A 24,033-nucleotide genomic window follows, 5' to 3' on the forward strand; every position below is an offset into this window, starting at 1 on the left:
GTCAGCTCCCCAGGAGGCCCCGGAGCTCGCGGCGTGAGGTCGCGCCCGTCTTGCGCAGGATCTTCGTCATGTGGAACTCGACCGTCGACGCCGTGACGAACAGGCTCGACGCGATCTCGGAGTTGGTCAGACCCCTCGCGGCGAGGGCGGCGATGCGTGCCTCCTGGGGCGTGAGCGTCGCGTCGCCCCGCGACCGGACCGACGCGGAGGCGCGCTCGCCCGTGGCCAGCAAGGCCGAGCGGGCGCGCTCGGCGAACGCGTCGGCGCCCATCGTCGAGAAGAGGTCGTGGGCCCGACGCAGCTGCACCCGGGCGTCGACGCGGCGACCGGACCGGCGAAGCCACTCCCCGTACAGGAGGTGTGCGCGCGCGACGTCGGTCGCGACGTTCGTCGACAGCAGCAGCTCAAGGGCCTCCTTGAACTGAGGCTCGGCGTCCTCGGCGAGCAGCGCGCGCGACCGGGCGAGCAGGCCGAGGGCCCACGGCGTCGACGCCGCGAGCGCACGTTCGGTCAGCCGGTCGAGGGCACGGTGCGCAGCCGTGTCGTCGCCCGAGCGCACCGCCGCCTCGACGAGGTCCGGCAGCGACGTGGTCGAGATGCCCGGGGTGTCGTCGTCGTAGATCTCCAGGAGCAGGTCGCGGGCGGCGGCGTACTCCTGCCGGCCCAGCGCGAGGATGCCCAGGCAGTGGGCGGCGAAGGACGTCCACAGGCCGAGGACCTGCTGGCCGCGCATCTGGTCGGCCAGCTCCCGCGCCTCGTCCGTGCGGCCCTGCCAGGCATAGAGCAGGATCCACGGGACCTCGCTGCGCACGCCGTACGCGGCGGTGACGTCCTGGCTCTCGGCGTACAGGACGGTCGCGTCGGCGAACCGGCCCTCGCGGACCAGGCCGGCGCCGCGCGCGGAGAGCGTGACCGACAGGGCGATGAGCGCGCCCTCCTGGCGAAGCGGCAGCTCCAGGCGTCCGAACAGCTCGCTGCGGGCCTCCTCGTCCCAGAGGTCGTCGCACGCCATCATCGCCAGCAGGACCGCGCTGACCGTGTTGCGCCCGAGGTTGCCGGCGTCCGCGGTCAGGGCGTCGAGGGCCTCGCGCATCGGGCGGACCGCGGCGCCGTACCCGGAGCCGATCCGCGTCGCGAACGCGTCGAGAAGGTGGTCGAGCGCCTCGGCATGCGGCCGGCGTGCCGCGGTGGACAACGTCGAGGCCGCGACCCCGCGCAGCGTTGTGCCGCTGAGGTAGCGCCCGGCCATGATCGCGGACAGGAGCGCGTCGAACAGGCACTCGCGGACGAAGTCGGTGTCGCCCGGGGCGGCCTCGGCGACGGCGCGCATGAGGGCCACGGTGGCGTTGGCCGGCTGCGCCCGAGCGACGTCGATGACCGCGGAGATCTGCAGCGCCCGGGCCCGCTGCGGGCCGGTCGACGACGGCGAGATCCGCTGCACCAGCACGCTCGCGGTCTCCAGCTCGCCGGACTGGACGTAGGCGTCGGCGGCCTCCAGGGTGCGCTGGAGCGCTCTCACGGGATCGGTGGTCAGCTCGGCTGCACGACGCAGGAACGAGGCCTGGGCCGCGTACCCGCCGCGGGCCCGGGCACGCTCGGCCGAGAGCTCCAGCTCGGCGGCGACGGCGTCGTCGGGGGCGCCCGCCGCCTGCGCCAGGTGCCACGCGCGGCGGTCGGGCTCCGCCACTGACGTCGCCTCGGCGAGGGCGGCGTGCGCCGCCCGCCGGTCGGCGGGCTCCGCCGAACCGTAGATCGCGGAGCGCACCAGGGGGTGGCTGAACCGCACCTCGTCGCGGACCGCGCAGATGTCCGCGACGGCCGCGGGATCCGCGTCCTTCGTCGTCAGACCGAGCGCGCGTGCGGCCCGCCAGACCGTCTGGGGGTCGTCCGCCGAGGCGCAGGCGGCGACGAGCACGAACTCCTGCGTCCCGGGGGGCAGCGCGGCGACGGCGCGCAGGAAGTACTCCTGGATCCCGCTGGCGAGCGGGAGCGGGTCGGGCAGCTCGGCCGTGCCGGCCCGTTGCTGCGGGCTCAGCGACCGCGCCAGGGCCAGGACCGCCAGCGGGTTGCCGTTGCTGTGCTCGACGATGCTCTCGACGACCGCCGCCTGCATCCGGCCGGGCACGCGCGCGGCGAGCATCGTCGTGGCGGCGGTCGTCGACAGCCCGGTGAGCTCGATGCGGTCCAGCCCGTCGAGCGCAGCCAGGGTCGCGGCGTCGTCGCGCGACGCCAGGACCAGGGCGACGTGCTCGCGCTCCAGGCGCCGCGCCACGAACGCCAGCGCGTCGATCGACTCACGGTCGAGCCAGTGCGCATCGTCGACGACGCACAGCACCGGCTGTGCCTGAGCCGCGGCGCCGAGGACGGTCAGCGTCGCGAGCCCGACGAGGAACTTGCTCGGCGCCGGACCGGCAGCCTCGCCGAACGTGACCTCCAGCGCCGACCGCTGCGGCAGGGGCAGGCTCGCGACCTCCTCGGCGAGCGGCCGGAGGATCCGGTGCAGCCCGGCGTAGCTCATCTTCCGCTCCGGCTCGGACCCGGACACCCGGATCGTCCGCGTCCCTGGCGCCGCGTCGACCAGGTCCTGCAGCAGCCGGCTCTTGCCGATCCCGGCTTCGCCGACGACGACGACCGACCGGCCGACCCCGTCCGAGGCCTCGGCGACGAGCGACCGGAGGGTGGCGGTCTCGACCTCGCGGCCGACCATCAGGCCGGCGTCCGGCCTGGTCACTCGCCCTACGGCCATGGGTCGGCCCTCGCTCGCTCTCTGCATCGCGCGCACGCGGCACCCGACCCGGGCGGGTGTCCCGACACAGCGGTGAACGTACCGCGCCGAGGGGCACCGGAACAGCCCCTGACGTGCGGAGATGGCTCGGCCGGAGCTGATCGCGGACGCAGCTCGACGCGCACCTCTGGCCGCGGCGATCCGGTCGTCGAGCCGGGCCGCCGGCGCTCGTCACCAGCCCGACGACGAGTCCGGGTGCATCGCAGGGCACTCGGTGAGCCCGTCGGGGAGCTTCTCGAAGTGCCAGACCTCGTTGGCGTACACGCGGCACAGGCCGAACTCGAGCCCGTGCTGCCCGAGCCAGAGCGCACCGTCGGTCGGGCCGACGTCGAGCGCCAGTCCCTGCACATGGGCCGACGACTCCGGCGGCAGCACCCACCGGTGCGCCTCCTGCACCGAGCCGTACTTCTCGATCGCCTCGTCGACGAGCTTGCGCTGCTCCTGCGCCGACCGCTTGCCGGACGTGATCGTCAGGCTGACGCCTTCCGCCGCTGCGGCCTCCTGGGCGGCGGCGAACCGCGCGGCGAGCTCGGCGTCGATCCCGTCGGCGGTCGGCGCAGCGGCCGCGGGGGCGTCTTCTCCCGCCGCCAGCGCGTCTTCTCCCGCCGCCAGCGGCGGCGGTCCGGGCGGTCCGGCAGCCGCGTCGAGGGGGCGCGACACGAGCGTCGCGACGAAGACCGCACCGGCCGCGAGCGCGACGGCCAGCACGACCGCGAGGTAGCGTCCGCGGTGCGTCAGTCGGTGGGGGACGGCGTAGAGCGTCATGCCCACCAGGCTGCGCGGCGCGCGCTGCGTCGCACATCAGCCCGGAGACCCGTCGGGCGTCCGACCGTGGGGGTACGCGGTCAGACGACGGGCAGTCCCACGAGGTCGGTGCTGCGCTCCCACAGCGCGTCCACCAGCTCGTCGTCGAAGATCCGCGGATTGGTCTGGCCCGGGGTCGCGGGCGTCGTCTGCGTGTAGAAGCCGCCGGGCTCCCAGGTGGTGCCGGACGTGCCGTCGACGAAGAACGCGAGGTTGGCGCCGCCCTGCTCGGGCGAGATGAGCATCAGGTGCTTCAACGGCGTGCGGTACACGAACCGGACGATGCTGCGGGAGTCGGCCGCGAAGTTGGTGCGGACGTTGCCCGGGTCGAACGCGACCGAGGTGGTGCCCCGGGCCTGGAGGCCCCGCGTGAACAGGATGTTCGCCAGCTTGGCGTCGCCGTAGGCGCGACTCGGGCTGTAGGACCGCTCGTTCTGCAAGTCGTCGACGTCGAGCGAGCCGAAGCGGCGCGCGGCCGAGCTCGACGTGTTGACGACCGTGCCCCCGGAGAGCCGGTCGAGCAGCAGGTGCGTCAGCAGGAACGGCGCGAGGTGGTTGACCTGGAGCGTCTTCTCCAGACCGTCGACGGTGAGCTCGCGACGCCCGAAGATGCCGCCGGCGTTGTTGGCCAGCACGTCGACGTGGTCGGTGGTCGCGCGGATCTCGTCGGCGAGCCGGCGCACGTCGTCGAGCCGGGCGAAGTCCGCGACGAAGGCCTGCGCCCCCACCTCTGCGGCCACCGCAGCGGTCTTCTCCGGCGAGCGTCCGACGAGCAGAAGGCGGTGTCCCTCGGTGGCCAGCAGGCGGGCGGCTGCCGCACCGATGCCGTCGGAGGCACCGGTGAGCACGACGGTTCGGGAGCCTGTCACCGGGACACCGTAGGCGAGTCGGCTATGGCTGGTCCCAGGCGACCGACGCGATCATCGCCTCGGCCGTGGGGTAGAACGACGCGTCGGCAGTCGGGTGCAGGTAGCCGAAGCCATATGTGTAGCCGTCGTGGTCGATGATCCAGTCGGTCAGCGCGAGCCCGGAGACCGACTCGAACCTGCGGTCGACGCGGACGAGCTCGCCGAGCGGGCTGTGGACGAGCGTTGCATCGGCGCTCGTCACGTCGTCGCGCCGGCCGATCGAGTTCGCGACGAACGCCCGAGCGCCGCCGGTCTCCTCCATGGTGCCGAGGCACACCCCGAGCACGTGCTGCTCCTCGCCGAGCGTCACGGTGCCGGTCGTGGGCATCCGGGCGTTGTCGCTCACGGGAGACCTCATGGAGAACCCGGGGCACTCATGCATCTGGTAGGCGTCCTCGCCGGGCCGCAAGTACTTCGGCGCCACCGGGACCACTTGAGGCAGCGCGACTGTGGCGTCGACGGCCAGCGTGTCGATCGGCCAGTGCGAGGGGTCCGCTCCGGGCGGAGTGCGCTGCCAGAGCACGAGCATCGCGGTCGCCGCGCCCGCGACGAGCGCGGCCGTGAACGTGACGGCGACGGTCCTGTGGCGCATGACGACCTCCCCTGCACGTCGCGAGGAGCGTACGACCGCACGGAGCGCCGTTGCCCGGGCGTCGCCCGTTCGGCTCAGCCGTCGTCGTCACCTGTGCGTCACCGCGACGCGCGTCACGGTCGCGCGGGCGGGCGGCGGAACTCGTTGGCCTCCCGCAGGAGCGCGTACGCGTCCGCGACCGGTCCCACGTGGCCGAGCTTGTCGGGGTTGATGACCGATCGGACCTGCTGGACGCGGCCGTCGAGCACGTCGAGCGCGACGATGTTGAACACCCGCCCGTCGCGGTCGCGCAGGATCGCGCCGGGCTGGCCGTTCACCTCGTGCCGCTCCATCGTGACGCCGATGCTGCCCAGGAGCGTCAGGGTCGAGACGAGCAGGCGCGCCACGTTGTCCGGTCCGTAGATGCGGTTGGGCCACGCCGGAGCCTTGCCGCCCGCGTCGCCGACCATCTGCACGTCGGCGGCCAGCAGCTCGCGCAGGCCGTCCATGTCGCCCTCGAGGAGCGCGTCGAAGAACCGCCCGGCCAGCTCGTCCTGCGCGCGCCGGTCGGCCTCGAACCGCGGGCGGCCCTCCTCCATGTGCGTCCGCGCCCGGCCGGCGAGCTGCCGGCAGGCCGCCTCGGAGCGGCCGACCACGTTCGCGATCGACGGGTAGTCGAACCCGAACACCTCCCGCAGCACGAACACCGCTCGCTCCAGCGGGCTCAGGCGCTCGAGCAGCAGGAGGGCGGCGGTCGAGACGGAGTCCGACAGCTCGGCGGCCCGGGCGGGGTCCTCGTAGGGGTCGACGAGCAGCGGCTCGGGCAGCCAGTCGCCCACGTACTGCTCTCGTCGGACCCGGGCCGAGCGCAGCACGTCGATCGAGATGCGCGTGACGACGGCCGAGAGGAACGCCTTCGTCGACGCCGGCTCGGTCGGGTACTCCTGGAACCGCAGCCAGGTGTCCTGGACCGCGTCCTCCGCCTCGCTGACGCTGCCGAGGATGCGGTAGGCGATCGCGAACAGCAGCGGCCGCAGCTCCTCGAAATCGTCGGCCCGACCCATCAGATGCCCTCCTTGAAGCCCTGCCGCCACGACGGGTACCGCGGCTCCCAGCCCAGCTCGCGACGTGCCTTCGCGTTCGAGAAGGCCCGGCCCTCGGTCATCATCGTCACCGCCACGTCGCCGGCCAGCATCCGCGCGAGCCAGACCGGCACGCGCACCGGTGGCTTCGCCCCGGCGCACGCCGCGAGGTACGGCAGCCACACGTTCGCCTGGACGGGTTCGTCGTCGACGATGTTGAACGTCCCGCTCACCCCCTGCTCGATGGCGAGCACCGTCGCGCTCGCGGCGTCGTCCGTGTGCAGGAAGGACGTGTACCCCTGAGCCTTCCCGACGAGGGGGAACTGGCGCTTCCTGAGCATCTCGACCTGGTCGTCGGTGCTGCCCGGACCGTAGAGCGAGCCGTAGCGCAGGACCGCACCGCCCGCGGCCGTGACGGCCTTCTCGAGGTACAGGATCGCGTCGAAGTTCGGCTGCGCGCTGGCGACCCCCGGGTCCAGCGGGTCCTCCTCGGTCTTGACCCAGCCACCCTCGCGGATCCCGTTCCAGGACCCGTAGCTCTGGGCCACCACGCGGGCGCCCGCCGCCTGTGCCGCCGCGATCAGGTGGTCCGTGCCCTCGGTACGCAGCCGGTTGGTCACCGCGAACCACCGGTCCATGTGCTTCATGTCCGGCTTGCCGCTGATCGCGGTCATCTGGTGGACGACGACGTCGGGCGCCGCGGCCGCGACCGCCTGGCCCACCGACGCGGCGTCCAGGCCGTCCATGACGACCGCCTCGGCGCCGAGCTCCTTCAGGTCGGCCAGCCGTCCGGCGTCGGTGGTCGTCGCCACCACCTCGTGCCCTCGTGCCACCAGCTGCGGCACCAGCCGCCGCCCGACGACCCCTGTACCGCCTGCCACGAACACCCGCATGGTCGTTCCTTCCGTCGTCCTGCTCGTCGTCACGCTCGTGTCCCCGAGACGAGACAGGCCGCCCGTCTGTGACACGCCCGTCGCGCGGCGTGCACGTTCGGTGCCTACGCTCGGACCCTTGGACCGATGAGCTGGAGGACCGCCCATGAAGAGGATCGTGTTCGTGATCGGCGTCGCCGTCGGGTACCTCGTCGGCACCCCGTCGGGACGTCGGCAGCTGGACAAGGCACGGGTGTGGGCGCAGGACGTCTGGGCCGACCCGCGCGTGCAGGGCTACGTGCAGGAGTACGAGGCGCAGGCCGCCGCGTTCGCCAAGCAGCAGGGCACGGCCCTGTGGGAGAAGGCCGTCGACACCGCGAAAGGTGCAGTGTCGGGATCGACGACGAAGTACGACTCGGACACCATCGTCGAGCCCTTGATGGATGCCGACGACGCGAACCCCGGTACCGCCAACGCCCGCTGAGTCGGTCTGGGACTACCCCAGGCCCCCGCGCGTCGAGCCGTCCGACGAGCACGTCGTCGTGCGGCTCGGCGGCGTGCTCGTCGCGTCGACCCGCCAGAGCGTCCGGGTCCTCGAGACCAGCCACCCGCCCGCGTACTACCTCCCGCGGTCGTCCTTCGAGCCCGGGGTCCTCGAACCCTCGGCGGGCTCGTCGGTGTGCGAGTTCAAGGGCGTCGCGTCCTACGTCTCGGTGCGGGTCGGCGACCGACTGCTCGCGCGGGTCGGGTGGACCTACCCCGAGCCGCTGCCCGGGTACGAGGTGCTGGTCGACCGCATCGCGCTGTACGCCACCGAGCTGACCTGCACCGTCGACGGCGAGCTCGTGGAGCCGCAGCCGGGTGGGTTCTACGGCGGCTGGATCACGTCCCGGGTCGTCGGACCGTTCAAGGGAGCGCCGGGCACCCGCGGCTGGTGATCCCTTGACATGTGACCAAACGGTCACCTATTGTCGTCGGTATGGACGAGGACCGCGACGACCAGGTGTTCAAGGCACTGGCCGACGCCACCCGCCGGCACCTCCTGGACCAGCTCTTCACGCGTGACGGCCGCACGCTGACGGAGCTCCTGGAGGGCCTCGACATGACCCGGTTCGGGGTCATGAAGCACCTGTCGGTGCTGGAGGAGGCGGGCCTCGTCGTCACCCGAAAGTCGGGGCGGGAGAAGCTGCACTTCCTCAACGCCGTCCCGATCCAGCTGATCCACGAGCGGTGGATCGACAAGTACGACCTCCTGGGGAGCGAGCGCCTGCACGCCCTCACCGACCTCAAGCACGCACTGGAGTCCACCATGAGCACGCCCGCTGACACGGCCCTCTCGACCGTTCTCGTCCACCGCATCTGGATCAAGGCCGACGCCGCCACCGTCTGGAAGGCGATCACCTCGCCGGAGTGGAACGCCCGCTACGGCTACGGGTCGCCGTCGCACTACGACCTCGTGCCCGGCGGATCGTTCCAGACGTTCCCGTCCGAGGTCATGGGCCTGCCGCTCGACCAGCCGATCATCGACGGCGAGGTGATCGAGGTCGTCGAGAACGAGCGTCTGGTGCAGACCTGGCGCACGCTCTGGGACGAGGAGGCGCGCGCCGAGGGCTTCCAGCGCCTCACCTACGAGCTCGAGCCGCGCGGCGACAACCTCACGCAGCTGACCCTGACGCACGACGTCACGGGCGCCCCGCGCAGCGCTGCCCTGCTCTCCGGCGACATGCCGCAGTTCGGGGGCGGCTGGCCGCAGATCCTCTCCGACCTCAAGACCCTCCTGGAGACGGGCTCGACCCTCGAGGCCTGACCCCCTCCGCAACGTCCGCACTCGTGGTGCCCAGAGCGCCCACGAGTGCGGACGTCGTCGGTCAGCCTTCCGCTGCGTCCGCACTCGTGGGGCCTATGGCGCTCACGAGGGCGGACGTCGTCGCTTCCGGGGTCGGGCCGAGCTCGAGGGTCAGGCCGTCCTCGTCGGGCTGGAGGGGTTCCAGGGTGGCCAGCTGGCTGGCCAGGAGGCTCGGCGGCATGAAGTGGTGCGTCCGCGCGGCCATCCGGGCGGCCAGGTCCTCGGGCTTCGCGACGAGGTGCAGGAAGCGGACGCGACCGTCGGCGGTCCGCAGGATGTCGCGGTAGGAGCGGCGTAGCGCCGAGCACGCGACGACCGTCGGCCGCCCCGCGGCGTCCATCGCATCCCGGACCGCGCGCAGCCAGGGGCCGCGGTCCTCGTCGGTCAGCGGGAGGCCCGCGTGCATCTTGGCCTTGTTCTCCGGCGGGTGCAGGTCGTCGCCCTCGATGAGCGGACGACCGAGCCGGGCGGCGAGCAGCGCGCCGACCGTCGACTTCCCGGTCCCGGACACGCCCATGACGACGAGATGCTCCACGCCGCCACCCTTCCACGCCGAGCGCTCGCGGGCTGAGACGACGCCCGGCCCCGACCCGAGGGATGCAGCCCAGGGCAACTACACTCCCGCGGTGCCCTCCCTCGCCATGGACCTGACGCCGCTGCGCGTCAGCCCCGCCTTCCGGCGGCTGTGGCTCGGGCTCACCATCTCGAACCTCGGGGCCCAGCTGACCGTCGTGGCGGTCGGGCTCGAGGTGTACCACCTGACCGGATCGACGGGGTCGGTCGGCCTGCTCGGCCTCTGCGCACTTGTACCTCTGGTGATCTTCGGGTTGTACGGAGGCGCGATCGTCGACCACTACGACCGGCGTCGGGTCGCGCTGGTCTCGGCGTTCGTCACCTGGTCGGTCACGCTCCTGCTCGCCGTGCAGGCGTGGGCGGGGGTGCAGCAGGTCTGGGTGCTGTTCGTGCTCGTGGCGATCCAGTCGGGGGCATTCGCGGTCAACGCACCCGCGCGGTCGGCGATCATCCCGCGGCTCCTCGACGCCCGGCTCATGGCCGCCGCCAACGCCCTGCAGACGCTCGGCAACAGCGTCGCGTTCACCATCGGACCGCTGCTGGGTGCCCTGCTCGTCGCCGTGTACAGCTATGCCACCGCGTACGCGGTCGACGCCGTCCTGTTCACCGCGGCGCTCGTCGCGATGTTCCGGCTGCCCGCCCAGCCGCCGCTCGGCGAGCGCAAGGGCCGCGCGGGCCTCAGCTCGGTGATCGACGGTTTCCGCTACCTGGGCACGCAGAAGAACGTGCGGATGACGTTCGCCGTCGACCTCGTCGCGATGCTCACCTCGTCGCCCCGCGTCCTGTTCCCCGCGGTCGGGCTGGTCTACCTCGGTGGGGGCGCGACGACGACCGGCGTGATGACCGCGGCGGCGGCGGTCGGCGTGATGCTGGCCGCGCTGCTGTCCGGTCGCCTGACCAGGATCCGCTGGCAGGGCCGGATCATCAGCGTCGCGATCGTCGTGTGGGGACTCGCGGTCGCGGGGTTCGGGGCGGTTCTCGTGCTCAGCGGCGGGACCCACCCGACGCACGTGCTGTGGGTCGCGCTGGCCCTCGCGGTGCTCATGCTGGTGATCGCCGGCGGCAGCGACGCGGTCAGCGCGGTGTTCCGGCAGACGATCCTGCAGACCGCCACCCCGGACGACATGCGCGGTCGGCTGCAGGGCGTGTTCATCGTCGTCGTCGCGGGTGGCCCGCGACTGGGCGACGCGATGCTCGGCGGTGCCGCGACCCACATCGGCGAGGGCTGGGCCGCGGTGATCGGCGGGTGCCTCTGCGTGGTCCTGCTGACGCTGCTGGTCCGCTCGCAGCGCTCCTTCTGGGACTACGACGCCCGGCACCCGGTGCCGTAGCGGGCTGCCGCCGCCCGTTTCCACGGCCGTCCGACGGCTCCCGTTGCCGGCGACGGCGCCCGCTGCTGGGGGCGCCGTCGCGAGCGCGGGGTGCCGTCGACCGGGGGTGCGTCAGGCGTAGACCTTCTCCAGCCACTCCGACCAGTCGGCCGTCGTCGTCTCGCTCGGCGCGGCGTCGGGCGCGAAGTCGTGGACCGCGATGCCGACGGGTGCGCCATAGGCGTTGCGGCCGAACAGCCGGACCAGCGCGGTGTCGGTGCGCAGGCCGAGGAAGTTCGGTGCGGCGTAGTCGACGACGACCGCGGTGTCGCCGCCCGGCAGGCTGACGGTCGCGGCCGTGCCCTCCGTGACGTCGTCGGAGAGCCCGAGCGCGGCGCGCAGGACGGAGAACCCGCCGACGGTGTTGGAGGCGGCCGGCGCGTCCGTCGAGGAGTACGTCACGGGGCGGCGCGAGAAGTGCGCGATGTACGAGCGCATCGTCGCCAGGTAGAAGTCCGTGTGCGCGCCGGCGCCGTCGTACTGGTTGTCCCAGTCGTCGACGAAGACGCCGGAGTGCACGTACCGCAGGTGGGTGCGGCCGTCGGGCAGCCGGGTGAGCACCTCCTCGACCTGGTTGAACCAGCCGTCGGGTCCGTCGTTGCGGCCGACGAGGTGGTGCGGCGGCTCCCAGGCGGCGACGACTCCGTCGAAGGGCGCCCTGCCGCCGGTCCGCGGCTCGTACTCCATGGGCCAGAGCCAGCCGCCGATGCCGGTGGTGAGGGCGTCCCAGACCTCCTCCGGGGACGCGTCGACGTCGTGCTCGCGGACGATCTCGAACTCGCGGGACATGTCAGTTCTCCTTGGTCTCGATGGTGCTGACGGAGGGCTTGAGGGCGGGGTGCAGGGCGACGACGAGCCGGTGCTCGCGGCCGCCGGGGGCGGTGACGTCGTCGTACTTCTCGACGAGGTCACCGAGCGCGACGGAGAGCTCGTCGGCGAACGAGGCGCGCGACGCGGCCGACGAGAACCGGACCGTGCCGTCCACCGCGTAGGTGGCCAGTCGCTGGCCGGCCTGCTGGGCGCCGGCGAGAAGCGTGCCCACCTCGTGCACCATGCGGGCGCCCAGCGCGAGCATCCACTGCGCCGAGAGCTGGTCGCGCAGGCGGTCGGGGTCCGGTGCGACGGCGGGCAGCGCCACCGGCGAGATGACGTACGACGCGGCGGTGGCCTGGAGCACCCGCTCGGTCATGTTGCCCTTGCGCCGCTCCTCCACGAGCACGAGCAGCCCGTGGTTCTCGAGCGTGCGCAGGTGGTAGTTGATCTGCTGCCGGGACAGCCCGAGAGGCCCGGACAGCGAGGTCGCGGACCCGGGGGTGGCCAGGGCGCCGAGGATGCGCGCGCGGGTCGGGTCCAGCGCCGCCTCGGCGACGGCGGGATCCTCGATGACGGTGACGTCCAACATGGAGAGACCGTCTCACCGAAAACAACCCGTGTCAAGAAACGAGTTGTTGTCCGTACCCTCATGGGCGCGGGACGTTGCGGAGGTTCGAGCGGGCCATCGCCATCACCTCGCCGAGGCCGCCGCCCAGCACCTCCTTGCTCATTGCGGCCGTGAACCCGGAGACCTGGGCGCGCGTGATCTTGGGCGGCAGCGACAGTGCGCGCGGGTCGGTGACGAGGTCGACGAGCGCGGGACCGTCGTGCGAGAACGCCGCGCGCAGGGCGGCCCGGATCTGCGACGGGTCCTCGACCCGGACCGACGGGATGCCGATCGCGGAGGCGATCGCGGCGTAGTCGACCGGCGGGGTGTCGGTGGCGTAGGAGGGCAGGCCGTCGACGAGCATCTCGAGCCGGACCATGCCGAGGGTCGCGTTGTCGAACACGACGACCTTCACCGGCAGGTCCAGCACCTTGAGCGTGATGAGCTCGCCCAGCAGCATCGAGAGCCCACCGTCGCCGGCCATGGCGACGACGTGCCGGCCGGGGGAGGCCAGGGCGGCACCGAGGGCGTGCGGCAGGGCGTTGGCCATCGACCCGTGCAGGAACGACCCGATCACCCGTCGACGGCCGTTCGGCGTGATGTACCGGGCCGCCCAGACGTTGCACATGCCCGTGTCGACGGTGAAGACGGCGTCGTCGGGCGCCTCCTCGTCGAGCAGGACCGCGGCGTACTCGGGGTGGATCGGCGCGGTGTGCTCGACGTCCCTGGTGTACGCGCCGACCACGCCGCCCATGGCGCGCTCGTGCTTCTTGAGCATCTGGTCGAGGAACCGGTGGTTCTTCTTGGGCGTCACCGTCCCCAGCAGCGCCCGGACTGTCTCGCCGACGTCGCCGAGCACCACGAGGTCGTTGCGCGTGCGCCGGCCGAGGCGCGTGGGCTCGACGTCGACCTGCGCGGTGCGGACCTTGGAGGGCAGGAACTGGTCGTAGGGGAAGTCGGTGCCCAGCAGGAGGAGGAGGTCGGCGCCCTCCATCGCGGCCTGGCACGCGCCGTACCCCAGCAGCCCCGACATCCCGACGTCGAACGGGTTGTCGACCTGGACGTGCTCCTTGCCCCGCAACGAGTGGCCGACGGGCGCGTTCAGCACCCGCGCCAGCTCGACGACCTCGTCGCGGTACCCGGCGGTGCCCGCCCCGGCGAAGATCGTGACCTTGCCCGCGGCGTCGATCGCGTCGGCCAGCGCCCGCACCGACGACTCGTCCGGGACCACCCGGGGTGCGGGCGGCGGCAGCAGGGTGTCGACGCCGTCGTCGGCGGCCTCGAGGTCCGCGACGTCCCCGGGCAGGGTCAGGACGGCGACACCGGGCGCACCGTATGCGTGGTGGATCGCGGACCGGATCACGCGGGGGGCCTGTGCTGCCGACGAGATCATCTCCGAGAACACCGAGCACTCGAGGAACAGCCGGTCGGGGTGCGTCTCCTGGAAGTACTGCGTCCCGATCTGCGCGCTCGGGATGTGCGACGCGATCGCCAGCACGGGGACGCGCGAGCGGTTGGCGTCGTAGAGCCCGTTGATCAGGTGCAGGTTGCCTGGCCCGCAGGAGCCGGCGCAGACCGCCAGCCTCCCGGTGATCGCGGCCTCGGCCGCCGCCGCGAACGCGCCCGCCTCCTCGTGCCGCACGTGGATCCAGGCGATGTCGACGCCCTCGTCGCGCGCTCGTCGGACCGCGTCGACGACCGGGTTCAGGCTGTCGCCGACGATCCCGTAGACGTGACGCGCGCCGGCGGCGACGATCTGGGCGACGAGCTGGTCGGCGAGCGTGCGACGTCGAGCCACGGGGACCTCCGAGGTGCGGGAAGCCCCATCGTCATCCGACACCCCCGCGCCCGCACCTGGACCGCTGTCGACGCGCTCGACCGCGCGCGCCGGTGCCGTCGATCAGGACGCGCGCGGGTCCGGCGTGCGCGGCTTCGACGGGTCGACCGACTCGGCGATCTCGCAGGCGGCGACGGCGGCACCGCCCGTCGACGACGGCGAGCCCGGCTCGACCGAGTCGTGCACGTGCTCGGAGACGTCCCCGCGCAGGGTGCGCAGCGCGGCGAGGGTCGCGATGACGGCGGACGCCGCCGCGACGACCACGACGAGGAACCCGGCATGCGACCCGGCGGCGTCGATGCGGGCGCCGGCGACGGAGGACCCGACCGAGACGCCGACGCCGAGGGACGTCCCCACCCAGGTGAGCCCCTCGGTGAGGCGCTCGCGGGGCACCAGCTCCTGCACCAGGCCGTTGCCGTTGATCAGGGTCGGCGCGATGGCGAACCCGACGACGAACATGACGGCCGCGAGCGCGACGAGCGACTGCACGAAGAAGAACGCGCAGACGCCGACGGCCAGCAGGACCATCCCGTTCGCGAACCGCAGGTACAGGGGCCGCTTCCACTGGCGCGTGCCGTAGAGCAGCCCGGAGATCAGCGAGCCGAGCGCGAAGACCGCGAGGATGACGCCGGCCAGACCCTTCGACCCGGACTCGTCGGCGAAGGCGACCGTGGAGACGTCGGTGGCGCCGAAGATCGCGCCCATCGCGACGAAGACGATCGACAGCACCGCCATGCCGGGCCGGGCCAGCACGGAGCCGCGCGGACGCGGGGAGCCGACGGGCGCCGACGCGGGCTCGGTGGACCGCAGCGAGAGGAACCAGTAGCCGCCGGCCATCATCGCGACGAGCGGGACGATCAGCCCCGCGGTCGGGGCGACGCCGGTGGCCAGCACGGTCGCGAGGACGGGGCCGACGACGAACACGAGCTCGTCGAGCGCGGACTCCAGCGAGTACGCGGTGTGGGTGCGGTGGGGGTCGTCGCCGAGCAGGGCGGTCCAGCGCGCCCGGACCAGCGCGCCGAACGACCCGATCGCGGCGCCGGTGATCACCGCGCCGACGAACAGGAACCCGGCTGGCGCCTCGAGCAGTGCCGCCGTGATCAGCCAGACCAGGCCGAAGGCGGCGATCGCGACGGCCGGGCTCATGACCCGGGCCTGACCGTGCCGGTCGACGAGCCGGGACAGCTGCGGCGAGCACAGGGCCTGAGCGACGACGTACACCGCGGAGACCGCACCGGCCAGGCCGTAGGAGCCGTACAGGGACGAGACCATCAGCACGATCCCGATGCCGACCATCGACATGGGCAGGCGTGCGAGGACGCCGGATGCGGAGAAGGCGAGTGCCCCGGGACGCGTCAGTACGTCACGGTAGGGCGAGAGCATGGGGTCAGTGTCGCATCACCCCTATCGCGCGGCCTCCTCGATGCCGCACCATCGAGGGCATGATGGATGTGCAGGTCAGGGACGCGCCGGACGAGCACCGGTTCGAGGCGCTGTCGCCCGAGGGTGTCGTCGTCGGGTTCGCGATGTACGACACGATCGGCCGGACGGTCGTCTTCACGCACACCGAGGTGGATCCGCGGTTCGAGGGGCACGGCATCGCGAGCACCCTGGTCAAGGCGGCCCTCGACATGGTGCGGGAGAGCGGCCGCGACGTCGTCGCGTTCTGCCCGTACGTGAAGGCGTGGCTCGCGCGTCACGCGGATTATCAAGATCTGGTGCGGCACGTCCAGAGCTGACGGCTCGAGTTTCGAAACCCGTTACATCCGTTACATCCGTTTACACAGAGTTTTCCTGCACCGCTTGGCCAGACGGCCGACGACACGCACAGTGGTGACATCTCGCAGCCGTCGTCGCCGGTTGAACCACTAGCCGCGACGACCATCCGACGGACAGGTAGACCCGGCCGCACCCGCGGACGACGCCCCTGACGTCCTCGCTGCATCGTCGATGAGGTCGGTCAGTCGTCCTGTGCCCGAACGGCCTTTGGGGTGCCCTGTGTTCGTCTTCGTCCTTCAGCTACGCCACATGTTCGCCGGTCAGTCCGAGATCTACCTGTTCGCCGTCTTCTCCACGCTCGTCTGGGCGTTGTGGCTGCTCAAGGTCGTGCTGAGCCGCCGGTACCGCCCCGTCACGGCGCCGTACGACATCACCACGAGCGTCGTGATCCCAGTGGTCGACGAGCCGCTCGACCTCTTCCGGGAGGTGCTGCAACGGATCGTCGCGCAGCGTCCCGACGAGGTGATCGTCGTCATCAACGGCGCCGTGAACCCGGACCTCGAGCAGGTCTGCGACGAGTTCGCGCCGCTGGTCCGCTGGGTGCACACGCCGATCCCGGGCAAGCGCAACGCGGTGATGATCGGCACCCGGATGTCGGTCGGCGAGATCACCGTTCTCGTCGACTCGGACACGATCTGGACCGACCGGACGCTGCCCGAGCTGGTCAAGCCGTTCGCCGACGCCTCGGTCGGCGGCGTCACCACCCGGCAGCGGATCCTCGAGCCGGAACGGTCCTGGATCACGCGCTGGGCCGACTGGCTGGAGAACACCCGGGCCCTCTACTCGATGCCTGCGCAGTCGGCGCTGGGCCAGGTCGGGTGCCTGCCGGGACGGACCATCGCGTTCCGACGACGCATCCTGATGCAGGTCATGGACGCGTTCATGTCCGAGAAGTTCCTGGGGGTGTTCCTCGAGGTCTCCGACGACCGGACGCTGACCAACCTGACGCTCAAGGCGGGATACCGCACCGTCTACCAGTACTCGAGCCTCGTCTACACGGACGCCCCGCTGAAGGTGAAGAAGCTGGCCAAGCAGCAGCTGCGCTGGGCGCGCGGCAGCCAGTACAACACCCTGCGCATGCTGCCCTGGATGGCCGGCCACGCCCCCGTGCTGGCGATCTTCTTCGTCACCGACATCTTCCTGCCGTTCCTGCTGCTCGGCACGATCCTCGGCTGGATCTACAGGTCCGCGACGAACACGGGCGCCAACCTCTACGAGGCCGTGCTGACCACGTACACCGGCCTGAGCGGCTGGTTCTGGGTGGTCACTCTGATGATCGTGTCGTCGGTGCTCTCGATGTCCATCCGGCAGATCCGGCACCTGCAGGAGAAGCCCTCGGACTTCCTGCGGCTGCCCGTGTTCATCATCGTCTCGACGTTCTTCCTCATGCCGATCCGCATCCTCGGGTTCCTGCGGATGGCCCACGCCAGCGGCTGGGGCACCCGCTCCGGCGCCTACGAGGGCGGGGCCGAGAACGACGACCTCATGGCCGAGCTCGAGTCCGTCGGCGACGGAGCGCCCGTCGACCTCGTCGACCGGGGAGCCCCCATGACGCCGCCGAGCGGCACCCCGTCCGTCGACGGGACCGCCGGCACCGCCGTCGCGCGTCGCCGCCGTACCGCCACCGCCACCACCGCCACCGTCCCCGCACCGACCCGTCGTCGGCTGAACCCGCTCGCGGCCGTCCCCTACGGGATCGCGTTCGCCCTGCTCGCTCTGGAGGCACTGGCCTATGTCTGACGCCCACCGGATCCTTCACCCGTCCCGTCGCGCCCGTCTCGCCGCCTTCGCGGTCGCCCTCGCGCTGCTCGCGGTCTCGGCCGTCGTCTGGCTCTCACCGTCGACCGCCGAGCCGTCCGCGGCTCCCGCCAAGAGCGCGCAGCAGATCGCGCTCGAGCAGGAGAACGCCGAGCTCAAGGCCGCCCTGGCCGCCCGTACCGACGAGGTCGACAACCTGACGAGCTCGCAGGAGAAGGCTGCCGCCGAACGCGCAGCGGGTGCGGCGGCAGGCAAGCAGAAGGCGCAGATCGAGCGCGAGGAAGCCGTCGCTCGCGGGCAGGCGAAGGCCGCCGCCGAACGCGCCAAGGCCGCCTTCGGCGGTCAGGCCAAGGCGAAGGCCGAGCGGACCGCGGCTGCGGCGGTCGGGAAGGCCAAGGCCGCCGAGGCGCGCGCTGCCGCAGCGAAGGCCGCGGCTGCGGCGTCCGCCGCCAGGGCCGCCGCGGCATCCAGCTCCACGGCGTCGTCGGCACCCCCGCCCGCGCCGTCGACCATCACCGCACCCTCGCTGGCCTCGTTGCTCGCGCCGACCAAGCGCCAGTTCGGGCTCTACACCACGCAGTCGCCGTTCAACTGGGCGGAGTTCGACAACGTCGCCTCGACGGTCGGGGTCAAGCCCACGATCAGCGGCTACTTCCAGGGCTGGGACGGACCGTTCCGCGCGGACGCCGTCGAACGGTCGTGGACCAAGGGCATGATGCCGCTGCTCACCTGGGAGTCCCGCCCCCTCAAGGCAGGCAACGACCAGGCCGTCGACCCGGACTACTCGCTGCCGAAGATCATCAACGGCACCTACGACGACTACCTGCACCAGTACGCGCGGGACGTCGCCGCCCTCGGGCTCCCGCTCGCCATCCGCCTCGACCACGAGATGAACGGCAGCTGGTACCCGTGGGGCGAGCGTCAGTGGGGCGGCAACTCGCTCAACGGCAACGGCAAGGGCGACTACGCGAAGATGTGGCGCCACGTGCACGACATCTTCGAGGCCGAGGGCGCCAACGCCTACGTCATCTGGGTGTGGGCGCCGAACATCGTGAACGCCCTGCCCGACTGGGCCAAGAACTCGTCCTGGTACATGCGCTCGCTGTACCCCGGCGACGACTACGTCGACTGGGTCGGTCTGTCCGGCTACTACCGGCCGCCCTACAGGGCCGACCAGACGCCGACCTTCGACTACACCTACGGCCCGTCGCTCAAGCAGCTGCGCTCGATCACGCACAAACCGATCCTGCTGGCCGAGATCGGCGCGTCCGAGGTGGGTGGTCAGAAGCCCGCCTGGGTGCGTGACCTCTTCGCGGGCCTGGCGCGGCCGGAGAACGCGGACGTCATCGGGTTCGCCTGGTTCAACCAGACCGTCACGACGATCTCCGGCGGCCAACGCGTCACGAACGACTGGCGGATCAACTCCCGACGGGACTCGACGCAGGCGTTCATCGACGGCATCACCAACCCGGCCGCGGGGTTCGTCGACGGACCACCGGTCGCAGCCCTGGCCGCGCCGGCGCCCGAACCGACACCGACCCCCACCCCGACGCCAACCCCCACCCCGGAGCCGACGCCCACGCCGTCCCCGACCCCGTCGCAGACCGCGGAGGCCACCCGCGAGACGGCACCGACGGCGACCCCGGAGCCCACTGCGACCGAGACCGCGGCCCCCGAACCGACCCCGAGCCCGACGCCGTGACCGGCCACCCGCCGCGTCCCGTCGCCGGCCCGACCCTCAGCCCGTCGTCCAGCCCGACCACGGGTCCGACCACCCGACCGACCACCCGACCGACCACCCGACCGACCACCCGACCGACCCACCCAGGAGACACCGCCATGACGCCAGCCACCGGCACGCGTGCCGCCAAGGTCCCCGCCCCCGACTCCGAGCCCGCCCGCCACCCGTTCGACCCGGACGCCCCCATGCCCCGGATCGCGGTCCTCGGCACCGGCTACCTCGGCGCGACCCACGCGGTCGCCATGGCCCAGCTCGGCATGGAGGTGGTCGGCGTCGACACCGACCCCCACAAGGTCGAGATGCTCACGGCCGGCAAGGTCCCGTTCTACGAGCCCGGGCTGCCCGAGCTGCTCACCGAGACCCTCGCCACGGGCCGCCTGCGGTTCACCACCGACGTGGCCGAGGCGGTCGGCTGGGCCGACGTGCACTTCGTCTGCGTCGGCACCCCGCAGTCCAAGACCAGCCACGCCGCCGACCTGCGCTACGTCGAGGCGGCGACCGCGGCGATCGCCAAGCACCTCACGCACGACGGCCTGATCGTCGGCAAGTCGACCGTCCCGGTCGGGACCGGCGCCCGGCTGCGGTCGCTCGTCGCGGCCGAAGCCCCGTCCGGCGTCCGGGCCGAGCTCGTCTGGAACCCCGAGTTCCTCCGCGAGGGCAAGGCGGTCCAGGACACGCTGCACCCGGACCGGATCGTCATGGGCGGAACGTCCGAGCCGGCCGAGGCCCTGCTCCGGCGCGTCTACGCGGGCCCGATCGCGGAGGGCTCGCCCGTGGTCGTCTGCGACCTGCCCACGGCCGAGCTGGTGAAGGTCAGTGCCAACGCCTTCCTCGCCACGAAGATCTCGTTCATCAACGCGATCGCGTCCGTGTGCGAGGCGGCAGGCGCGGACGTCACGGTGCTGGCCGACGCCCTCGGGCACGACACCCGTATCGGCCGGCAGTTCCTCGACGCGGGGCTCGGGTTCGGCGGAGGCTGCCTGCCCAAGGACATCCGTGCGCTGATGTTCCGCGCCAACGAGCTCGGCGCCGGCCGGGCGTCCGCGCTCCTCCAGCAGGTCGACGAGATCAACATGGGCCAGCGTGAGCGCGTCGTCGACCTGGCCGTCCAGGCGTGCGGCGGGTCGGTGCTCAACCACCGCATCGGCGTCCTCGGTGCCGCCTTCAAGCCGCACACCGACGACGTCCGCGACTCGCCGGCCCTGAACGTCGCCGCCGCTCTGCACCTGCGCGGAGCCCAGGTCACCGTCTACGACCCGCAGGCCGGCGACACCGCCCGCTCGTCGTTCCCGACCCTCGCCTACGCGACGAGCGTGGAGGAGGCGGTCGAGGGCACGGACGTCGTCCTCGTCCTGACCGAGTGGGACGAGTTCCTCCGGGCCGACCCGGCCCACCTGGCCGCTCTGACGGCGGCGCCGCGCATGATCGACGCCCGCGGCCGGCTCTCGGCATCTGCCTGGCGCGCGGCCGGCTGGTCGTTCACGGGCCTCGGCCGCGCGGCGGTGCCCGCGGCGGCCTGAGCGCGCGAACGCGGCAGCTCGTCACCCACGCGGCAGCAGGAGCTGCTGCCTCCGAGACCAGCTGCCGCGTTCGCACGCTCCACGAGATCGACCCTGTGCCGCGAGATCGCGTGCGTGACGTGCCGATCTCGCGGCGCGGGTTCGATCTCGACGACGGGCTACGCGCCGAGGGCCGCCGAGACCACGTCCTTCGCCTCGGCCTGGACCTGTGCCAGGTGCTCGGCGGAGACGAACGACTCGGCGTAGATCTTGTAGACGTCCTCGGTGCCGGACGGCCGGGCGGCGAACCACGCGTTCTGCGTCGTGACCTTCAGGCCGCCGATGGACGCGCCGTTGCCCGGCGCCTCGGTCAGCCGGGCCGTGATCTCCTCGCCGGCCAGCGTGGTCGCGGTGACCTGCGACGGGGTGAGGGCCGCCAGGGTGGCCTTCTCCTCACGGGACGCGACGGCGTCGACCCGGGCGTACCAGGACTCGCCGAACTCGGCGACGAGGTCGCGGTGGTGCTCGGAGGGGGAGCGACCGGTCGTCGCGAGGATCTCCGAGGCCAGCAGCGCGGGCAGCATGCCGTCCTTGTCGGTGGTCCACACGGTGCCGTCCGTGCGCAGGAACGACGCACCCGCGGACTCCTCGCCGCCGAACCCGACGGACCCGTCGACAAGGCCGGGCACGAACCACTTGAACCCGACGGGGACCTCGAGCAGCCGCGCGCCGAGCTTGCCCGCGACCCGGTCGATCAGGCTCGACGAGACGAGGGTCTTGCCGATCGCGGTGCCGGTCTGCCAGCCGGGGCGCGCGCCGCCGTAGAGGTAGTTGATGGCCACCGCGAGGTAGTGGTTCGGGTTCATCAGCCCGTCGGCCGTGACGATGCCGTGCCGGTCGGAGTCGGCGTCGTTGCCGGTCGCGATGTCGAACGGCGCCGGGTCKCCCGCCATCCGCGTGACCAGCGAGGCCATCGCGTACGGCGACGAGCAGTCCATCCGGATCTTGCCGTCCCAGTCGAGCGTCATGAACGCCCAGCGCGGGTCGACGGTCGGGTTCACGACCGTCAGGTCCAGGCCGTAGTGCTCGCCGATCGCGCCCCAGTACTCCACCGACGCACCGCCCAGCGGGTCCGCGCCGATCCGCACGCCCGAGGTCCGGATCGCCTCGACGTCGATGACGTTGGCCAGGTCCGCGACGTACGACGAGAGGAAGTCGTGCCGCAGCGTGGTGTCGGCCGCGAGCGCCTGGCTGATCGAGACACGCCGGACGTTGCGGTACCCCGTGCTGAGGATCTCGTTGGCGCGGTCCGCGATCCAGCCGGTCGCGTCGGAGCCGGCCGGTCCGCCGTGCGGAGGGTTGTACTTGAAGCCGCCGTCGCGGGGCGGGTTGTGCGACGGGGTCACGACGATGCCGTCGGCCAGCCCAGGCCCCTGGGTCCGTACGCCCTCGGACGTGCCCGCGCCGTTGTGCCGCAGGATCGCGTGGGAGACCGCGGGCGTCGGCGTGAAGGAGTCGCGCGCGTCGATGTGCACCTCGACGCCTGCGGCCGCGAGCACCTCGAGCGCCGACTTCCACGCGGGCGCGGACAGGGCGTGCGTGTCGCGGCCGATGAAAAGCGGGCCGTCGGTGCCCTGGCCGCGCCGGTACTCGACGATCGCCGCCGTGATCGCGACGATGTGCGCCTCGTTGAACGCGGTGTCCAGCGCCGAGCCCCGGTGCCCGCTCGTGCCGAACGCCACGCGCTGGGCCGGATCGTCCAGGTCGGGCTCTCGGTCGTAGTACGCGCCGACGAGGGCGTCCAGGTCGACGAGGTCGGACGGCTGGGCGAGTGTTCCGGCGCGCGGGTCCATGCCCCGATACTCCCCCACGCGCGGGGCGTGCGCACCCCTCGACCTGCGATTTCGTCGGCGATGGACCGCTCGACACCCGTCCAGCCGTCCGAGCAGAAGTCGTCCCCGACCCACATCGGCGCGGACGTCGCGACGGCATGCTGCAGCGTCCGAGCAGAAGTGGGTCCTGACCGACATCTGCTCGGACGTCCGGGACGACGAGGCCGGCGGCGACCGTTCGGTCGACACGGACGGCGCCGGTAGCCTGGTGCGCATGGTCAAGAACTCGACGAACTTCGTGCTGCGCCCGTTCGAGGGGCTCCCCGGTGAGCCCGACTGGGTCGCGCTGAAGGAGCTCGTCCCGGCGGCGACCGCCACCGCGCGCACCACCAAGGAGCACGGCGCCGTCGACGTGCTGATCACGACGGTCCTGCCCACGAGCTGGCCGGCGCTGCACCGCGCCGACGGCACGATCCTGCTGGCCCTGCAGACCGTCAGCAGCTCGGGCGACACCAGCCGCGACCTGGCGCACGCGCTGCTCGAGGCCATCGACTCCGAGCCCGGCACGGCCGTCGAGACGATCGGTCTGCCCGAGCCCGGCCCGCGTCTGCAGGACGTGCTCGACCTCTCCGTGCCGTTCGTCGTCACCATCGAGGAGTCGTTCGGCTACTGGCTCGACCCCGAGACCGAGCGCACGCCGGACCTGGTGGCCGCGATCGAGGAGGCCGACGCCGGCATCATCGACACCAAGAAGCTCGATGCCGCCGAGGCCGCGTACTGGTGCCGGATGGGCGCCCGCGAGTTCCTGCGCTGGGCGCAGCCGCTCGAGGAGCAGGTGGTCCTGGACGGTCTCGCGCGTCTGCACGGCGCCCGCGAGTCCGGGTTCGAGGGTGCCAAGTTCGTCGGCTACTTCCGCTCCAGCGGGCTCGTCGTCCCGGTGTGGGAGCTGGCCAAGGGCTCCGAGGCCGAGGACGTCGAGGCGCCGCTGGCGGCGTTCAAGGACAAGTTCCTGGCCGCGATCGCCGACACCACGCCCCTGGACGCGAACGCGCGCCGGGCCCGCGCCGGCCTCGTCGCCCGCCAGGTCACGCTGCGCTGACTCCAGCGAGTGAACGGGCGCCCGACCCGGCGCCCAGGGTCCGGCCCCGACCGGCAACGGTGGATAGGGTGAGGCGTGTGACGCGCAAGGGCGGTAGCTCCGCTGAAGCAAAGGCGGAAGACGCCGTGCGGGCCGAGACAACGGCCGAGGCCGCGATAGGTGCAGCCGCCGACGGCGAGCCAGACGCTCCGGTGACCTCGGCCGACGTACCCCAGGAAACCCCGGCCGACGCAACCATCGACGTCTCCGCCGACGCG

The 24,033-nt window shown here is 72.3% G+C and carries 21 protein-coding genes; 9 read left to right on the plus strand and 12 right to left on the minus strand.

Annotation, left to right across the window (positions count from 1 at the left end; all coding sequences use genetic code 11):
- Position 1 precedes the first annotated feature (1 nt).
- The 6 genes from AC1DZC_RS15085 to AC1DZC_RS15110 all read right to left on the minus strand — a co-directional run bounded on the left by AC1DZC_RS15085 (position 2) and on the right by AC1DZC_RS15110 (position 7,043).
- Entirely contained in the window at positions 2-2,746 is a 2,745-nt protein-coding gene (locus AC1DZC_RS15085) for an ATP-binding protein (RefSeq protein WP_477043844.1), read from the minus strand.
- A 210-nt stretch (positions 2,747-2,956) separates the two neighbouring features.
- A complete protein-coding gene (locus AC1DZC_RS15090; protein ID WP_477043845.1) occupies positions 2,957-3,550 on the minus strand; it encodes a M15 family metallopeptidase in 594 nt (197 codons plus the stop codon).
- Positions 3,551-3,630: 80 nt separating this feature from the next.
- Positions 3,631-4,458 (minus strand): SDR family NAD(P)-dependent oxidoreductase, encoded by an 828-nt coding sequence (locus tag AC1DZC_RS15095; protein ID WP_477043846.1) that lies wholly within the window; start codon positions 4,456-4,458, stop codon positions 3,631-3,633.
- A 22-nt stretch (positions 4,459-4,480) separates the two neighbouring features.
- Positions 4,481-5,089 carry a hypothetical protein gene (locus tag AC1DZC_RS15100; RefSeq protein ID WP_477043847.1) on the minus strand — a complete coding sequence of 203 codons (609 nt, stop codon included), beginning with the start codon at positions 5,087-5,089 and terminating at the stop codon, positions 4,481-4,483.
- Positions 5,090-5,202: 113 nt separating this feature from the next.
- Positions 5,203-6,132: an RNA polymerase sigma-70 factor gene (locus tag AC1DZC_RS15105; RefSeq protein ID WP_477037842.1), complete on the minus strand. Its 930-nt coding sequence runs from the start codon at positions 6,130-6,132 to the stop codon at positions 5,203-5,205.
- Entirely contained in the window at positions 6,132-7,043 is a 912-nt protein-coding gene (locus AC1DZC_RS15110) for an NAD-dependent epimerase/dehydratase family protein (protein ID WP_477043848.1), read from the minus strand. The genes AC1DZC_RS15105 and AC1DZC_RS15110 overlap by 1 nt, the downstream gene beginning before the upstream one ends.
- Positions 7,044-7,188: 145 nt before the next feature.
- Here AC1DZC_RS15110 and AC1DZC_RS15115 point away from each other — a divergent pair, with 145 nt between their 5' ends.
- The 3 genes from AC1DZC_RS15115 to AC1DZC_RS15125 are packed head-to-tail and all read left to right on the plus strand — an operon-like array spanning position 7,189 to position 8,829.
- Positions 7,189-7,506, plus strand: a complete 318-nt coding sequence (locus tag AC1DZC_RS15115; protein WP_477037844.1) for a YtxH domain-containing protein — start codon at positions 7,189-7,191, stop codon at positions 7,504-7,506.
- Positions 7,466-7,960: a DUF427 domain-containing protein gene (locus AC1DZC_RS15120; RefSeq protein WP_477037845.1), complete on the plus strand. Its 495-nt coding sequence runs from the start codon at positions 7,466-7,468 to the stop codon at positions 7,958-7,960. The genes AC1DZC_RS15115 and AC1DZC_RS15120 overlap by 41 nt, the downstream gene beginning before the upstream one ends.
- A gap of 41 nt (positions 7,961-8,001) precedes the next feature.
- The gene (locus AC1DZC_RS15125; RefSeq protein WP_477043849.1) at positions 8,002-8,829 is read left to right on the plus strand and encodes an ArsR/SmtB family transcription factor; all 828 of its coding nucleotides are present in this window, start codon (positions 8,002-8,004) and stop codon (positions 8,827-8,829) included.
- A gap of 61 nt (positions 8,830-8,890) precedes the next feature.
- Here the strand turns inward: AC1DZC_RS15125 and AC1DZC_RS15130 are convergent, their stop codons facing one another.
- Complete coding sequence (locus AC1DZC_RS15130) at positions 8,891-9,403, minus strand: gluconokinase (protein ID WP_477043850.1); 513 nt, start codon at positions 9,401-9,403, stop codon at positions 8,891-8,893.
- Between the two features lie 91 nt (positions 9,404-9,494).
- Here AC1DZC_RS15130 and AC1DZC_RS15135 point away from each other — a divergent pair, with 91 nt between their 5' ends.
- Positions 9,495-10,772 (plus strand): MFS transporter, encoded by a 1,278-nt coding sequence (locus AC1DZC_RS15135; protein ID WP_477037847.1) that lies wholly within the window; start codon positions 9,495-9,497, stop codon positions 10,770-10,772.
- 111 nt (positions 10,773-10,883) lie between these two features.
- Here AC1DZC_RS15135 and AC1DZC_RS15140 read toward each other — a convergent pair whose 3' ends face one another.
- The 4 genes from AC1DZC_RS15140 to AC1DZC_RS15155 all read right to left on the minus strand — a co-directional run bounded on the left by AC1DZC_RS15140 (position 10,884) and on the right by AC1DZC_RS15155 (position 15,451).
- Positions 10,884-11,600 carry an SRPBCC family protein gene (locus AC1DZC_RS15140; RefSeq protein WP_477043851.1) on the minus strand — a complete coding sequence of 239 codons (717 nt, stop codon included), beginning with the start codon at positions 11,598-11,600 and terminating at the stop codon, positions 10,884-10,886.
- Between the two features lies 1 nt (position 11,601).
- A complete protein-coding gene (locus tag AC1DZC_RS15145) occupies positions 11,602-12,213 on the minus strand; it encodes an ArsR/SmtB family transcription factor (RefSeq protein ID WP_477043852.1) in 612 nt (203 codons plus the stop codon).
- Between the two features lie 58 nt (positions 12,214-12,271).
- Positions 12,272-14,029: a pyruvate dehydrogenase gene (locus AC1DZC_RS15150; RefSeq protein ID WP_477043853.1), complete on the minus strand. Its 1,758-nt coding sequence runs from the start codon at positions 14,027-14,029 to the stop codon at positions 12,272-12,274.
- 102 nt (positions 14,030-14,131) lie between these two features.
- Positions 14,132-15,451, minus strand: a complete 1,320-nt coding sequence (locus AC1DZC_RS15155) for an MFS transporter (RefSeq protein WP_477043854.1) — start codon at positions 15,449-15,451, stop codon at positions 14,132-14,134.
- A gap of 59 nt (positions 15,452-15,510) precedes the next feature.
- On the opposite strand from AC1DZC_RS15155, the gene AC1DZC_RS15160 reads away from it, so the two are divergent.
- The 4 genes from AC1DZC_RS15160 to AC1DZC_RS15175 all read left to right on the plus strand — a co-directional run bounded on the left by AC1DZC_RS15160 (position 15,511) and on the right by AC1DZC_RS15175 (position 20,866).
- Positions 15,511-15,807 (plus strand): GNAT family N-acetyltransferase, encoded by a 297-nt coding sequence (locus AC1DZC_RS15160; RefSeq protein WP_477043855.1) that lies wholly within the window; start codon positions 15,511-15,513, stop codon positions 15,805-15,807.
- A 289-nt stretch (positions 15,808-16,096) separates the two neighbouring features.
- Positions 16,097-17,587, plus strand: a complete 1,491-nt coding sequence (locus AC1DZC_RS15165; RefSeq protein WP_477043856.1) for a glycosyltransferase family 2 protein — start codon at positions 16,097-16,099, stop codon at positions 17,585-17,587.
- Positions 17,580-19,307 carry a glycoside hydrolase family 26 protein gene (locus tag AC1DZC_RS15170; protein WP_477043857.1) on the plus strand — a complete coding sequence of 576 codons (1,728 nt, stop codon included), beginning with the start codon at positions 17,580-17,582 and terminating at the stop codon, positions 19,305-19,307. The genes AC1DZC_RS15165 and AC1DZC_RS15170 overlap by 8 nt, the downstream gene beginning before the upstream one ends.
- Positions 19,308-19,531: 224 nt before the next feature.
- Positions 19,532-20,866 (plus strand): UDP-glucose dehydrogenase family protein, encoded by a 1,335-nt coding sequence (locus AC1DZC_RS15175; RefSeq protein WP_477043930.1) that lies wholly within the window; start codon positions 19,532-19,534, stop codon positions 20,864-20,866.
- A 158-nt stretch (positions 20,867-21,024) separates the two neighbouring features.
- Here the strand turns inward: AC1DZC_RS15175 and pgm are convergent, their stop codons facing one another.
- Positions 21,025-22,698 (minus strand): phosphoglucomutase (alpha-D-glucose-1,6-bisphosphate-dependent), encoded by a 1,674-nt coding sequence (gene pgm / locus AC1DZC_RS15180; RefSeq protein ID WP_477043858.1) that lies wholly within the window; start codon positions 22,696-22,698, stop codon positions 21,025-21,027.
- Between the two features lie 253 nt (positions 22,699-22,951).
- On the opposite strand from pgm, the gene AC1DZC_RS15185 reads away from it, so the two are divergent.
- Entirely contained in the window at positions 22,952-23,776 is an 825-nt protein-coding gene (locus AC1DZC_RS15185) for a DUF5926 family protein (protein WP_477040698.1), read from the plus strand.
- Positions 23,777-24,033: the final 257 nt, after the last annotated feature.

The organism is Cellulomonas sp. P2_B4, from assembly GCF_056404795.1.